This window comes from Alcaligenes aquatilis (assembly GCF_003076515.1).
GTDB lineage: Bacteria > Pseudomonadota > Gammaproteobacteria > Burkholderiales > Burkholderiaceae_B > Alcaligenes > Alcaligenes aquatilis.
Genome location: NZ_CP022390.1, coordinates 1,467,754 through 1,480,891, shown reverse-complemented (window position 1 = coordinate 1,480,891; position 13,138 = coordinate 1,467,754). Strand labels below are relative to the sequence as shown.

The window sequence follows — 13,138 nt, the reverse complement described above, 5'->3', positions numbered from 1 at the left end:
AATCCTGGGTAAAAAACGAATGTAAGATGCACTATTTTAAGATGTGGCCGTGCGTCTTTGGCGTGGTAAAATGCCGGGTTGCCGTAAATCTGATGAAAGTGCTTGTTTTCATTAAAAAATTTAGCGCGAACCGTCGGATCTGCATTTTGCTTTACGCAGCAAAGACTACACTATATTGTTCTTATTTGGATTTTCACATGGCTATTGAACGCACTCTGTCCATTATCAAGCCCGACGCTGTTGCTAAAAACGTGATCGGTCAGATTATTTCCCGCTTTGAAGGCGCTGGCCTGAAAGTGATCGCTGGTCGCCTGGTTCACCTGTCCCGTGGCGAAGCCGAGCGCTTCTACGGCGTGCACGCCGAGCGTCCTTTCTTCAAGGATCTGGTCGACTTCATGGTTTCCGGTCCTGTATTCGTACAAGTTCTGGAAGGTGAAGGCGCCATTGCCAAGAACCGCGAATTGATGGGCGCTACCGACCCCAAGAAAGCTGACGCTGGCACCATCCGCGCTGACTTCGCTGAGAGCATCGACGCCAACGCTGTTCACGGTTCCGACGCTCCTGAAACTGCTGCTGTCGAAATCGCTTTCTTCTTCCCAGAGTGCAACGTTTACAGCCGTTAATTGGCTAAACCGCGCAGTACCGGCGGCACTCTGATCAAGACTTGCCCGGCCCACTGGAACTCTGGTGTGCCGGGTAAGTCCTACAAGAAGAGGCTTTTTTGCATTTCTGCAAAAAATGAGTCGCCAGACCGCGTGAAGGTATTATTTTTATGTCATCGCTCGAACCTACCAATATTCTGGGCCTGGGCCCGGAGCAACTTGTTGAACTGGTTGCCCAATGGGGCGGCAAGCCTTTCCGCGCGCGCCAATTGCAGCGCTGGATACACCAGCGTCAACAGGACGATTTTGGGCAGATGACAGATCTGGCGCGCGAGTTCCGCGAGCAGCTGAGCGCCAATTGCGTTGTCACCGCGCCCAGCATGTCGCACGAACACATTTCTACCGACGGCACTCGTAAATGGCTGTTTGATGTAGGCAGCAATAACGCCGTCGAAGCGGTTTTCATTCCCGAGGATGATCGGGGCACCCTGTGCATTTCCAGTCAGGCTGGTTGTACCGTGGCCTGTCCATTCTGTTCCACGGGTTACCAGGGTTTCAACCGCAACCTGACAAGCTCTGAAATCATTGGTCAGCTTTGGTTTGCCCGCCGTGCTTTGCTGGGTGCGCCTGAAACGGCCCGTATCGGGGAAGCTGAACAAACCAGTACGCGCGTCATCAGCAATGTGGTCATGATGGGCATGGGCGAGCCCTTGCTTAATTATGATCAGGTGCTCGGTGCCTTGCGCCTGATGCTGGACGATAATGCCTACGGTCTGTCGCGCCGTCGCGTGACGGTATCCACCTCCGGTGTGGTACCCATGATGGATCGTTTGGCCAAAGATTGCCCGGTGGCTCTGGCTGTGTCGCTGCATGCGCCCAATGATGCGTTGCGCGACCGTCTGGTGCCGCTGAACAAGAAGTATCCGCTGGCCGAGCTTCTGGATGCCTGTAATCGCTATCTGGAGCATGCCCCGCGTGACTTCATTACCTTTGAATACATCATGTTGGACGGCATCAACGATGCCGACCAACATGCGCAGGAATTGCTGGATATCGCGCGCATTGTGCGCTGCAAATTTAATCTGATCCCTTTTAATCCTTTTCCGCAGTCCGGTCTGAAGCGCTCCTCTGCCGCACGGGTCAAACAGTTTGCCCAAAGGCTGATGGATGGCGGAGTGGTCACTACCGTACGAAAGACGCGTGGCGACGATATTGCGGCTGCTTGCGGGCAGTTGGCGGGTGATATTCGTGATCGCACCCGTATCGAGCAGCGTTTGCCTGATCGGGCCGTCATTCAAATCAAACAGGAACGTGCATGAGCGAGACTCTGGATCCTACCAAGCAATCGGCGCCGGAAGCGGGCTCAGGTGTGGGTCCCACACTCCGTGAGTTGCGTCTGGCGCAATCGTGTACGCTGAACGAAGCCTCCACCCGCCTGAAGTTTTCGGTTCGGCAACTGGAGGCTCTGGAGGCTCAGGAGTGGAGTCAGTTGCCCGGGGGGCAGCCCTTGCGTGGCATGGTGCGCAATTATGCGCGCTTTCTCGAGACCGATGTCTCGGCAGTGCTGGTCATGCTGGAATCTCAGGTCAGTGATACTGCAGCCCCCAAGCCCGTACCGCGTGATCATTCCGGTTCGGGGCTGGCCAGTACGGATTTGGGCCTATATGCCGAATCACGCGGTGGTTCAGGCTGGATCTGGATTCTAATCATTATTGTTTTGTTGTTGGTAGCCGGTTTTTACGCCATTGATCGGGGCTGGGTTCCTGATCAATGGTTGGTGTTTGATTGGCTTAAGGATTTGAAGAAATGACGCAGGGTCCCGGAACTCCCTCTGCTTGCCAGCCCTTGCCGGTTGGTGCTCAACCCAAACGGGTGACGCGCACGGTGGATGTGCGCTGGGGCGATCATGTCGTGAAACTGGGGGGCTCGGCTCCTGTCGTGGTGCAGTCCATGACCAATACGGATACGGTCGATGCCATTGCAACGGCCATCCAGGTCAAGGAGTTGGCGCGTGCGGGTTCCGAGCTGGTGCGTATTACCGTCAATACCCCGGAAGCCGCGCGAGAAGTGCCGGCGATCCGTGAGCAATTGGACCGCATGGGTGTCAATGTTCCCTTGGTGGGGGACTTTCATTACAACGGGCACAAGCTGCTGGCCGACTTTCCGGAATGCGCACAAGCCTTGTCCAAGTACCGGATCAATCCGGGCAATATGGGCGGAGGCAAGCGTCGGGACGATAACTTTGCCAAGATGATTGAAATCGCCTGCCGTTACGACAAGGCCGTGCGTATCGGTGTGAACTGGGGCAGCCTGGATCACGAGCTGATGGCCCGCATGATGGACGAGAACAATCAACGCGCACACCCTTGGACGGCGCAAGCTGTCATGCGTGATGCCCTGGTGTTTTCGGCCATCAGCAATGCCCAGCGTGCCCAAGAGCTCGGTCTGGACGGCAAGCGTATCGTGCTGTCTTGCAAGGTCAGCCATGTGCAGGATTTGATTACGGTTTATCAGGATTTGTCCGCGCGTTGCGATTACGCCCTGCATCTGGGTTTGACCGAAGCGGGGATGGGCAGCAAGGGTATTGTGGCTTCCACCGCCGCCTTGTCCGTCTTGTTGCAGCAAGGCATTGGTGACACCATTCGTATTTCCCTGACGCCCGAACCCGGTGGCGATCGCGCCCGTGAAGTGGTGGTGGCTCAGGAAATTTTGCAGACCATGGGTTTGCGTGCCTTCACCCCTATGGTGGTGGCGTGTCCGGGTTGTGGTCGCACCAGCAGTACGGTGTTCCAGGAGCTGGCCAACGATATTCAAGGCTATTTGCGTGACCAGATGCCCGTCTGGAAAGATCTGTATCCCGGCGTGGAAACCATGAACGTCGCGGTGATGGGCTGTGTGGTCAATGGTCCAGGGGAAAGCCGCCACGCCGATATCGGCATCAGCTTGCCGGGAACCGGGGAAGTGCCCTCGGCACCCGTCTATGTGGATGGCGAGCGGGTGGTGACCCTGAAGGGTGATACTATCGCTCAAGAATTTCAGACCATTGTCCAGAATTACGTTGAGCGCCGTTATGGCAAGGCTCCAACGGTTTGATCAACACGCTTGTCAGTCTATGGCGAGCAAACCATTAGAATTATGACGCAGCAGTTTCAAAAGCTCCGCGCCCTGACGGGCATGAAAGACACCTTACCGGGTGAAAGCGCACAGTGGGAAGCCCTGGAGGCTCTGGTGCGGGACTGGTTGGCCAGCTATGGCTATCGCAATATGCGTACCCCCGTACTGGAACATACCCAGTTGTTTGCTCGTGGTATTGGCGAGGTCACCGACATTGTCGAGAAGGAAATGTATTCCTTTACCGACTCGCTCAACGGCGACAAGCTCACCATGCGTCCCGAATTTACGGCGGGCATGGTGCGCGCCACTATCGAACATAATCTCTTGTACGATCGCCCTCATCGTGTTTATGCAATGGGGCCGGTGTTCCGTCATGAGCGCCCGCAGCGTGGCCGCTACCGTCAGTTCCATCAGATCGACGTGGAGGCCTTGGGTCTGCCCGGGCCGGATGTGGATGCCGAGCTGATCGTTATGCTGGCCCGTTTGTGGAAGAAGCTGGGTTTGACGGACATTCGTCTGGAGCTGAACTCCCTGGGGCAGGCGCAAGAGCGTGCCGCCCACCGTGCGGCCTTGATCGAACACCTGGAAGCCCACAAGGATGTGCTGGACGAAGAGGCCCAGCGCCGCATGTATACCAATCCCTTGCGCGTGCTCGATACCAAAAATCCGGCCATGCAGGAAATGGCCAATGCAGCTCCACGCCTGTTCGACTTCCTGGGTGAAGAGTCCCGTGCGCATTTTCAGGGCGTGTGCGAGCGTCTGGATGATGCCGGTATTGCCTACACACTGAACCCGCGTCTGGTGCGTGGTCTGGACTACTACAACTTGACTGTGTTCGAGTGGGTAACGGATCGCCTGGGTGCACAAGGTACGGTGTGCGGTGGTGGCCGTTATGATGGCCTGATCGAATTGATGGGTGGCAAACCTTCGCCTGCCGTGGGTTTCGCCATTGGCATGGAGCGTTTGCTGGATCTGTGCTCGCAAGATGGCGAGCAGCCAGCCATTCCCGAATGTCAGGTTTATATGGTTCACCAAGGCGAGGCTGCCCAGCGCAAGGCCTCACTGTTGGCCGAGCAATTGCGTGATGCCGGTTTGCAGGTGATCGTCCATGCAGGCTCCAGTGGCTTCAAGTCCCAGTTCAAACGGGCTGATGCCAGTGGCGCGCAGGCCGCCGTTATTTTGGGTGACGATGAACTCCAAAAAGAACAGGCCAGTGTGAAATGGTTGCGTGCTGCGGATGGCGCCGAGCAGCAACAGTCTGTTGATTTTTCTGAACTCGCCAGTGTTTTGTCAGCAAGGATTTGAGCATGGCCTACGATCTTGAAGAACAGGAAAAACTAGATGCCATGCGAGCATGGTGGGACCGCTGGGGCACCTTGTGCATTGTGCTGGCGTTTGCCGCGTTGGCTGCGGTAGCGGGCTGGCGCGGTTGGCAGTGGTACCAGGGCCATCAGGCAGGTCAGGCCATGGGTTACTTTGAGGCGCTGGAAAGTGCTGCTGCCCAGACCGGCGAAGAGGCTGATGCCCGCGTGCTGGCTGCCAGTACGACCTTGCGTAACGATTTTCCCAAGTCTGGCTACACCTCTCGCGGTGTTCTGCTGGCTGCCCAGGCCTTGCAGCAACGCGGCAATCTGACGCCTGCTCGAGAGCAACTGGAGTGGATGGTCAAAACCAACCACGACCCCGCGCTGACCCCGCTGGCACGTCTGCGTCTGGCCGGTATCTTGCTGGAACAAAAGAATTATGACGAAGCGCTGGCTCAACTGGCAAATCCTCCTGCCAGCTTTGCCGGTCTGTTTGCGGATCGCAAAGGCGATATTCTGGCCGCTCAAGGACAGAACGATGCAGCGCGCGACGCCTGGAAACAGGCCGTGGAGTTGCTCAAGCAAGACCCTATTTCGCAGTTGGTCCAGATCAAACTTGATGCCCTGGCAGGAGCTTAACGCATGTCTCTTTCTACTATTCGCCCATCCTCATCCTCTGCCATGCGTGTCTTGCGTCTGAGTGCTCTGGCTTTGAGTCTGACCGCTTTGGCTGGTTGCTCCATGTTCTCCAGCAAGGACCCACGTTTCGAGCCCACTCCCTTGACGGAATACACTCCCGGTGTGGCCGCCAAAATTAGCTGGAGCACCTCTATTGGCAGCGGGGCAGATTCGGGCTTTGCACCGCAAGTGACTGGCTCTTCGGTCTACGCTGCATCGGTCTCGGGTCAGGTCAGCAAGGTGGATCTGGATACGGGTCGTGTGCAGTGGTCAACCAATGCCGGCAAGAAGTTGACGGCTGGTGCAGGTTCGGATGGCGTAGTGACGGCCGTGGCTTCAGTGGATGGCAACGTGATTGCGTTTGACGACTCGGGCAAGGAATTGTGGCGCAGCCGTAGCAGCAGTGCCGTGAATGTGCCTCCTGCCGTTGGTGCTGGTGTGGTTGTCGTGCGCACTAGCGACTACCGCCTGCAAGCCTTTGATGCCAGTACGGGTGATTTGCGTTGGAGCTTACAGCGTCCTGGTCCGGCCTTGTCCTTGAAAACCAGCATGCAGATGCGCATTATCGACGGTTTGTTGCTGGCAGGTATGCCCAATGGTCGCCTGATGGCGATTGACGCCGCTCAGGGAAATCTGGTGTGGGAAGGTAGTATCTCTGTTTCTCGCGGTGCAACCGACCTGGAGCGCATTAATGACGTTGTGGGTGCTCCCCAGGTCGTCGATCCTTTGTTGTGCGGCGCCACCTATCAGGGGCGCGTAGCCTGCTTTGACGTTTCCCAAGGTGGGCGCTTGGTGTGGGATAGGGAATTTTCGGCCGGTACCGGTATCGCAGCGGACAACCATATGTTGTATGCCGCCAATAGCCGCAGCCAGATTGAAGCGTTTGCCATGACTGACGGGCAAACGATCTGGACGCAGAATGCGTTGCGTAACCGTAGTCTGGCTCCTTTGGCCGTCATGCCCCAGGCGCTTGCCGCCGGTGACATGGAAGGCTATGTTCACTTTCTATCGCGACTGGACGGCACCTTGTTGGGCCGGGTCAGTGTCGGCGGTGGTGCCATTGTGTCGCCTTTGGTCGGAACCCCACGCGGGGTTCTGGTCCAGACCGGCAATGGTAATTTGGTCTTGGTTGGAATCAATTGAAAAGCGTTTCTTTTAAGCCCGTAGTGGCTTTGGTCGGTCGGGCCAACGTTGGCAAGTCCACTTTGTTCAACCGCTTGACGCGCTCGCGCGCGGCTCTGGTGGCGAACTTCCCGGGCCTGACCCGCGACCGTCATTACGGCGAAGGCCGGGTGGGTGAACGTCCCTATATTGTGGTCGATACGGGCGGTTTTGAACCTGTCGCTAAAACCGGCATGTTGCTGGAGATGGCTCGCCAGACTCAGCAAGCAATTGCCGAGGCCGATGTCGTTGTCTTTTTGGTCGATGCCCGTGAAGGTGTCAATGCCCTGGATCTGGAAATTGCGCAGTTGCTGCGCAAGCTGGGTCAAAAAGTGCTGTTGGCCGTGAATAAAGCCGAAGGCATGCGTTATGAGGCCGGTGGGGCAGAGTTTCACGAACTGGGTCTGGGCCAGCCTTACCTGATTTCCGCTTCGCACGGCGATGGCGTGGAAGAGCTGATCAATCTGGCTCTGGAGCAGGTGCCCAGCCCCGATTCTGATAGCGAGGGCCAGGACGATGAGGAGTTTCAGCATCGTATCAAGTTGGCGATTGTGGGCCGCCCCAATGTGGGCAAGTCCACCCTGATCAACACCTTGGTAGGTGAGGATCGCGTGATTGCATTCGACCAGCCTGGTACCACGCGTGATGCCATTGAAATCGAGTTCGAGCGCAACGGGGTGGAATACACCCTGATCGACACGGCCGGTTTGCGCAAACGCGGCAAGGTATTCGAGGCGGTGGAGAAATTCTCTGTTATCAAGACCTTGCAGGCGATTGAGGCATGTAATGTGGTCTTGCTGATGATTGATGCCCACACGGAAATTTCCGACCAGGACGCCAGCATTGCCGGCTTCGTGGTAGAGACCGGCCGTGCGCTGGTTGTCGGCATCAATAAGTGGGATGGGCTGGACGAGTACCAGCGCGAGTGGATCAAGCGTGAGTTCGATCGCAAACTGCGTTTTTTGAGCTTTGCCAAGATGCATACTTTGTCGGCTCTGAAAGGGCAGGGCATCAATCCCTTGCTCAAGTCGGTCAATGCCGCACACGCCGCCGCGTTCGCCAAGCTGTCGACTCCCAAACTTACGCGTGTCATGCAAGAAGCGGTGGAACAGCAACAGCCGCCACGCAAAGGTATTTTCCGTCCCAAGTTGCGGTATGCTCACCAAGGTGGCATGAACCCGCCGATTGTGGTGATTCACGGCAACGCCCTGGATGCCATTTCGGACAGTTATCGCCGTTATCTGGAGACGCGTTTTCGCGAGGCCTTCAAGTTGGAAGGCACGCCTTTGCGCATCGAGTTCAAATCATCTAAAAACCCTTATCTGAAGGACGCGTAATGAGCCGTTTGTGGAGTGATCATGTAGCAGGGCTTTCTCCCTATGTACCGGGTGAGCAGGTCAAGCTGGATAACCTCTTGAAGCTGAACACAAACGAGCATCCTTTCGGTCCGTCGCCTAAGGCATTGGAAGCGATCCGCCAGGCGGCGACCGACGATTTGCGTCTTTACCCCTCTTACAGCGCGCAGGAGCTGCGTGACGCCGTGGCGCACAACCATGGCGTCAAAGCCAATAATGTCTTTTTGGGCAATGGCTCGGACGAAGTGCTGGCCCATGTGTTCAGCGCCCTGTTCCTGCGTGGTGTGCGTCCGGTCCTGCTGCCCGATATCACGTACAGCTTCTACACCACTTACTGTTCGTACTTTGGTGTGCCCGCTGATATCGTGCCCCTGCGTGAGGACTTCACGCTGAACGTGCAGGACTATGTGCGCAAGCGCAGCCTGCCGCCCGCCGGCATTATCTTTGCCAACCCCAATGCACCTACCGGTATTCCGCTGTCTCTGGAAGATATCGAAACCATTCTGGCTGCCAACCCGGATACCACGGTTGTTGTGGATGAGGCTTACGTGGATTTCGGCGGTACCTCCTCGGTCAGCCTGCTGGAAAAGTATGACAATCTGGTTGTGATCCAGACTATGTCCAAGTCGCGTGCCTTGGCAGGCCTGCGTGTTGGTTATGCCCTGGCCAGTGCCGACATCATCCAGGCTCTGGAGCGGGTGAAAGACAGTTTCAACTCCTACCCTATGGACACGATTGCCCAGGTGGGCGCCGTGGCTTCCTTGAAGGATACGGAGTATTTTGACCGTCAATGCCAGGCGGTGATTGATGCTCGCGAACAGTTGCGTGCTGATCTGGAGCAGTTGGGTTTTGAGGTTTTACCCTCGAAAGCGAACTTTTTGTTGGCAACGCACCCTAAGCATTCGGCAGCGGGTATTCAGCAAGCCCTGCGCGAGCAGGGGATTTTGGTTCGTCACTTCCGTCAGCCACGTATTGAGCAATATTTACGTATTACGGTAGGATCGCCCGAGCAATGTGCCCGACTGTGTAACAGTTTGCGGCAGATTTTAGGGCAAGGCGCCTGATATACACTTATTAGATAAAAATCTCCAGTTTGGAACGTGCGAATTCAGGGAAAACCCGGTAAAGTAGTGGGATTCGCTTCCATTTCTGGAAAAACAACATAACCGGAGCCTCACCAATGAGCAATAAAGGGCAAATTCTACAAGACCCGTTTTTGAACGCGCTGCGCAAGGAGCATATCCCTGTGTCGATCTACCTGGTCAACGGCATCAAGCTGCAAGGTCAGATCGAGTCCTTCGATCAGTATGTCGTACTGCTGCGCAATACCGTCACTCAAATGGTGTATAAGCACGCGATCTCTACCGTCGTTCCTGCACGCCCTGTTACTTTGGCTGCGGATGAGCAGGCTGAATAAATCCTCACCCAGTTCTTTGTACTCTGAAAGACCCGTCTCGCGGAGCCCGCGGGCGGGTCTTTATTTCTGGAGCAAGCGTTGAAGGCACTGGTCATTAGTGTGGATATGGGCGAGCTGGACTATAAAGCTCATGCGGAAGAATTCGTCATGCTGGCCGAAGGTGCTGGCGCCCAGATTGTGGAACAGTTGGTCGTGCGTCGTTCCCGCCCAGATTCTGCTTACTACATTGGTACAGGCAAGCTGGAAGAGGCCGTCGCGCTGGCCAAGGCGACAGAGGCCGAAGTGGTGCTGTTTGACCATGCCTTGAGCCCGGCACAGCAGCGTAACCTGGAGCGTAAGCTGGAATTGCGCGTTGTCGACCGGGTTGCTCTGATTCTGGATATTTTTGCCCTGCGGGCGCAAAGCCATGAAGGTAAGTTGCAGGTCGAACTGGCGCAGTTGCAGCACCTGACTTCCCGATTGACCCGGATGTGGACTCACCTGGAACGCCAAAAGGGCGGGATCGGGATGCGTGGTCCAGGTGAATCACAGTTGGAAATGGACCGCCGCATGATTGGCGACAAAGTCCGTACCTTGCGAGAACGTCTGGCCAAGGTGCAGCGTCAACGCAGTACCCAGCGCCGTGCCCGCACTCGCAGCGGGACGTTGTCGGTGTCACTGGTGGGCTATACCAACACGGGTAAATCCACCTTGTTCAATGCCTTGACTCGGGCGGATGCCTACGCGGCCGACCAGTTATTTGCTACCTTGGACACCACGACGCGCCGTATCTGGATTGAAGGGGCTGGGCAGGTCGTGATTTCGGATACGGTGGGCTTCATTCGGGAATTGCCGCCGACCTTGATCGCGGCTTTCCGGGCCACTTTGGAAGAGACCGTCCATGCGGATTTATTGCTGCATGTGGTCGATGCCGCCAACCCTCAACGCGATGAGCAAATCGCTGAAGTTCATAAGGTTCTGGAGGACATCGGGGCCCATGAGATACCTCGTATTCTGGTCTACAACAAAATTGACCAGGCTGGCTATGAGCCACGGGTAGAGCGGGACGAACATGGTACTATTGCCCGAGTCTTTGTTAGCGCTTTAGAGCGCATCGGATTGGACGGGTTGCGTGCAGCAATCGTCGAATCAGGTCATTTCGCGGAAAACAATGCGTCTGAACAATAAAATATTCAATCTCAATGATCCCGGTTGGGGACGAGACAGTGGCAAAAACGGTTCCGAGCCACCTCGCCGCCCCGAGAAACAAGATGGCCCGCCTGACCTCGACGAGGTGTGGCGTGACTTCAATAGTCGCTTGGGATCTCTATTTGGCAAAAAGGGACGTCGTTCCCCTCCGGGTGGCATGCCTCCGGGGAGTGGTAATGGCCCCTCCATGCCTAAAGGCTCCCCCAAGCTGCTGATTATCGGCGGCGTGGTGGCGGTAGGTCTTTGGATGGCCAGTGGCTTTACCATCGTGCAAGAAGGTCAGGTTGCCGTGGTGACTCGTTTTGGCGAGTACACCAAAACCTTGAATCCCGGTCTGCAATGGCGCTGGCCTGCTCCGATCGAAGATTACCAAACTGTCAATATTTCCCAGTTGCGTACCTTCGAGGTGGGTTACCGAGGAAGTGCGCGCAACAAAGTCCTGCCTGAGTCCCTGATGCTGACGACCGACGAGAATATCGTTGATATGCAGTACGTGGTTCAGTACCGCCTGTTGCCTACCGGTGCACCGGACTATTTGTTCAACACCAATAATCCGGACGAATCGGTACGTCAGGCGGCAGAAACCGCCATGCGTGAAGTCGTGGGCAAACAGCCTATGGATACCGTTCTGTATTCCGGCCGTACGCAGATTGCGTCGGACGTGCAGCAACTGGCTCAGTCCATTCTGGACCGTTACCGTACCGGTATTCAGATCAGCACCGTGGCTATCCAGAACGTGCAGCCGCCCGAGCAGGTTCAAGCGGCCTTTGATGATGCCGTCAAGGCCGGTCAGGACCGCGAGCGTCAGATCAATGAGGGTCAGGCATACGCCAACAAGGTATTGCCCGAAGCTGCTGGTCAAGTGGCTCGCATGATGCAGGAGTCCGAGGGTTACAAGGCTCGTGTGATTGGTGATGCCAAGGGTGACACCGCACGTTTTGGCAGCGTTGAGGCCGAGTACGTGAAGGCTCCGGGTGTAACGCGGGATCGTCTGTACCTGTCCACGATTCAGGAAATCCTGGAAAGCACCAGCAAGGTACTGGTTGATACCCGTAGCGATAACAACATGCTCTATTTGCCTTTGGACAAGATCGTGCGTCAGGTAGGTAGCCGTACCGATATGGAGCCGTCAGCCCCGGTCGTTTCTGCGTCGGTTCAAGGGCAGGTAAGCCGTTCGCCCGCACCAGCTTCGGTACCCAAAGCGCCGGCACCTGCTAACTCAGCCGGCCTGGATACTTCGCTGGGTTCGCTGGTCAGCCCTTATTCCCCATACGCACGCTAGGAGAGCTTGATGCAACGTTTATTTCCTGCTCTGGTGGCCCTGGCGGTAATTGTCGGTCTGCTGCTGTCTTCCGTATTTATCGTGCGTGAGCGCGATGCGGCGCTGGTTTTTGCCCTGGGTGAAGTGCGCGATACCATTACAACGCCCGGTTTGCACTTCAAGTTGCCGCCGCCATTTGAAAACGTGGTGTTCCTTGACAAGCGTCTGCAGACAATTGAAACCAAGGACCCCGAGCGTATTCAGACCGCTGAAAAGAAGAACCTGTTGATCGACTCTTACGTCAAATGGCGTATTTCCGATCCACGCCTGTTTTACGTGACTTTTGGCGCAACGGATCGTGGTGCGGTCGAGCGTTTGCAGGCTCAGATTCGTGACGCTTTGAACGCTTCGGTGAACGTCCGTACCGTGAAAGAAGTGGTGTCTACCGAACGTGATGCCATTATGCGCGAGGTGCTGACTGCCGTTGAAGCTCGTGCTCGTCCTTTGGGTGTGGAAGTGGTTGATGTGCGTTTGCGCCGCATTGACTTCGCTCCCGAGATTTCGGAATCGGTGTACCGCCGTATGGAAGCCGAGCGTACACAAGAAGCAAACCGCTTGCGTGCAACCGGTGCCGCTGAAAGCGAGCGTATCCGTGCCGAAGCCGAACGTCAGCGTGAAGAGTTGCTGGCAGATGCCTACGCACAAGCTCAGGCCATTCGTGGTCAGGGTGATGGTGAAGCCGCTGCTATTTACTCCGATAGTTATGGCAAGAACCCCGAGTTCTACCGTTTCTACCGCAGCCTGGAAGCCTATCGTAGTGCTTTCAGCAAGCAGACCGATACGCTGGTCATCAGTCCTGACTCTGATTTCTTCAAGTATTGGGGCGAGCAAGGATCACCCGCAGCACCTGCGAACTGATCCCCGCTAGAGAACTTAGGGCCGTTGGGTGTTCCACCCGCGGCCCTGATCGTTTATACTAGCGTGTAAGTTACTAACACCACTTCGCATGCGACTTAGGCGGCTTACAAGCCCTAAGTCGCTTTTTGTTTGGCTGGAAC

General features: G+C 56.2%; 13 protein-coding genes. All 13 read left to right on the top strand.

Annotation, left to right across the window (positions count from 1 at the left end; genetic code table 11):
* Positions 1–197: 197 nt before the first annotated feature.
* The 13 genes from ndk to hflC all read left to right on the top strand — a co-directional run bounded on the left by ndk (position 198) and on the right by hflC (position 12,998).
* Positions 198–623: a nucleoside-diphosphate kinase gene (gene ndk, locus CA948_RS06845; RefSeq protein WP_009455885.1), complete on the top strand. Its 426-nt coding sequence runs from the start codon at positions 198–200 to the stop codon at positions 621–623.
* 149 nt (positions 624–772) lie between these two features.
* Positions 773–1,921: a dual-specificity RNA methyltransferase RlmN gene (gene rlmN, locus CA948_RS06840; RefSeq protein WP_108727650.1), complete on the top strand. Its 1,149-nt coding sequence runs from the start codon at positions 773–775 to the stop codon at positions 1,919–1,921.
* The gene (locus CA948_RS06835; protein ID WP_094197059.1) at positions 1,918–2,412 is read left to right on the top strand and encodes a helix-turn-helix domain-containing protein; all 495 of its coding nucleotides are present in this window, start codon (positions 1,918–1,920) and stop codon (positions 2,410–2,412) included. Before rlmN ends, CA948_RS06835 begins: the two co-directional genes overlap by 4 nt.
* On the top strand, positions 2,409–3,695 hold the full coding sequence (gene ispG, locus CA948_RS06830) for a flavodoxin-dependent (E)-4-hydroxy-3-methylbut-2-enyl-diphosphate synthase (protein WP_108727649.1): 1,287 nt from the start codon (positions 2,409–2,411) through the stop codon (positions 3,693–3,695). The genes CA948_RS06835 and ispG overlap by 4 nt, the downstream gene beginning before the upstream one ends.
* 42 nt (positions 3,696–3,737) lie before the next feature.
* Complete coding sequence (hisS, locus tag CA948_RS06825; protein WP_094197057.1) at positions 3,738–5,021, top strand: histidine--tRNA ligase; 1,284 nt, start codon at positions 3,738–3,740, stop codon at positions 5,019–5,021.
* A gap of 2 nt (positions 5,022–5,023) precedes the next feature.
* A complete protein-coding gene (locus CA948_RS06820; RefSeq protein ID WP_094197056.1) occupies positions 5,024–5,659 on the top strand; it encodes a YfgM family protein in 636 nt (211 codons plus the stop codon).
* Between the two features lie 3 nt (positions 5,660–5,662).
* On the top strand, positions 5,663–6,841 hold the full coding sequence (gene bamB / locus CA948_RS06815; RefSeq protein ID WP_094197055.1) for an outer membrane protein assembly factor BamB: 1,179 nt from the start codon (positions 5,663–5,665) through the stop codon (positions 6,839–6,841).
* On the top strand, positions 6,838–8,196 hold the full coding sequence (gene der, locus CA948_RS06810; RefSeq protein WP_108727648.1) for a ribosome biogenesis GTPase Der: 1,359 nt from the start codon (positions 6,838–6,840) through the stop codon (positions 8,194–8,196). The genes bamB and der overlap by 4 nt, the downstream gene beginning before the upstream one ends.
* Complete coding sequence (gene hisC, locus CA948_RS06805) at positions 8,196–9,278, top strand: histidinol-phosphate transaminase (RefSeq protein ID WP_108727647.1); 1,083 nt, start codon at positions 8,196–8,198, stop codon at positions 9,276–9,278. The genes der and hisC overlap by 1 nt, the downstream gene beginning before the upstream one ends.
* A gap of 116 nt (positions 9,279–9,394) precedes the next feature.
* Entirely contained in the window at positions 9,395–9,631 is a 237-nt protein-coding gene (gene hfq / locus CA948_RS06800) for an RNA chaperone Hfq (protein WP_003799329.1), read from the top strand.
* A 78-nt stretch (positions 9,632–9,709) separates the two neighbouring features.
* The gene (gene hflX, locus CA948_RS06795; RefSeq protein WP_094197052.1) at positions 9,710–10,798 is read left to right on the top strand and encodes a GTPase HflX; all 1,089 of its coding nucleotides are present in this window, start codon (positions 9,710–9,712) and stop codon (positions 10,796–10,798) included.
* Positions 10,782–12,101, top strand: coding sequence for an FtsH protease activity modulator HflK (hflK, locus tag CA948_RS06790; RefSeq protein ID WP_094197051.1), 1,320 nt, complete (start codon positions 10,782–10,784; stop codon positions 12,099–12,101). Before hflX ends, hflK begins: the two co-directional genes overlap by 17 nt.
* A 9-nt stretch (positions 12,102–12,110) precedes the next feature.
* Positions 12,111–12,998 carry a protease modulator HflC gene (gene hflC / locus CA948_RS06785; RefSeq protein WP_094197050.1) on the top strand — a complete coding sequence of 296 codons (888 nt, stop codon included), beginning with the start codon at positions 12,111–12,113 and terminating at the stop codon, positions 12,996–12,998.
* The last annotated feature ends 140 nt before the right edge of the window (positions 12,999–13,138 follow it).